This is a genomic window from Streptomyces sp. NPDC094034, from assembly GCF_040303865.1.
GTDB lineage: Bacteria > Actinomycetota > Actinomycetes > Streptomycetales > Streptomycetaceae > Streptomyces.
On record NZ_JBEOUD010000140.1, the window covers coordinates 1 to 1,078 of the forward strand.

1 protein-coding gene and 1 pseudogene are annotated in these 1,078 nt (G+C 65.5%); both read right to left on the bottom strand.

The genetic code is table 11. The features are described from left to right. Positions 1-226, bottom strand: a pseudogene (locus ABTZ59_RS37245) (integrase); the annotation flags it as partial. 419 nt (positions 227-645) lie between these two features. Next, complete coding sequence (locus tag ABTZ59_RS37250; protein ID WP_351013554.1) at positions 646-969, bottom strand: hypothetical protein; 324 nt, start codon at positions 967-969, stop codon at positions 646-648. Positions 970-1,078: the final 109 nt, after the last annotated feature.

The following is a 1,078-nucleotide window of genomic DNA, read 5'->3' on the forward strand; positions in this document are numbered from 1 at the left end:
CCTCCTGGAGCCGGTCGAGCAGGTTCACGTGGATCTCCTCCAGGCGGGGTCTCTGCTCGGGATCTGGTCGTAGGACGGGGCATCTGATGCAAGCGTGCTCATGGGCACAGGGAGTTCCGAAGTCGCGTGCGCAGACGCCCAACGCCACCTTGCGCAGCTCGAAGTGGGCCAGGAAGTCCTGCCACTCCTGCGCGGTGGGCTCGCGGTACTCGTCGCTGGGCCGCAACGATCGGCGGCGGGCGATGAAGGGCCGGTGGTGGCTGATGACGTCCTCGGGGTAGATCGATAATAGTGGAGTCGGGTATTGGAACCGCCCGAATGCCCTGATGGGATGGTCATGATCCGCATGTCTGGATCAGAGAGGCAAGGACTCCTGCCGGGTCATGCAGAGGGTGGGCGCCATCGGTAACGACACGACGTGTGCCAGGGTCGACGGGGTCCGTCTGTGCCCACTCCGGAGACCCGATGCCGATCTCAACTTCCAAACCTGAGGTCGTGGCATAGCGTCGTTCGGTGATGAGCCCCCACGCTTGCGTTCGGACGAGCTTGCCGAGGGCGAGCTCGTCGGCCCAGGTGTTGTTGAAGTACTGGGTCTGGTCTGTCGTGTGAGCGAGCAATTGTCAAAAGCTGTGGATCAGTAGCTGTTCACGCTGTCTCGTGGTTCAGGCGGGTGAGCCCTTCGATGGAGTCCAGGCTTGCCTGCAGGGCGCGGTCCGGGGTCGGTGTGGTGGCGAGCAACAGCACCTGGGCCGCTGGGTGTTCCGGGGCGTAGAGGTCGTCTTCATCGTCGTCGCCGGGGATCGGGTTGGGCTGGATCTCGATCCGCCCGTTGGGGATGTCGGCGAGGTGGTAGAGGCCCCGGTAGTCGCTGTCGCGCTCGGTGAAGACCAGGCCGAGGCGGTCACTGACGAGCCGGATTAGCCCGCCGGCGGTGTGGGTGCTGGTGCCGTAGGTGTGGTGGTCGGTCATGGTGCACCAGACCCTATGCCGCAGCGGTGGCGGGGTGCTCGACCAGTTGGCCGCGTTCGAAGCGGGCTCCGGCACGGACGAGGGCGACGAGGTGGGGTGCGTTCACGGC

Coding starts and splice junctions, on each gene's coding strand:
- ABTZ59_RS37250 (WP_351013554.1), bottom strand. CDS start 969: ATGACCGACCACCACACCTACGGCACCAGCACCCACACCGCCGGCGGG.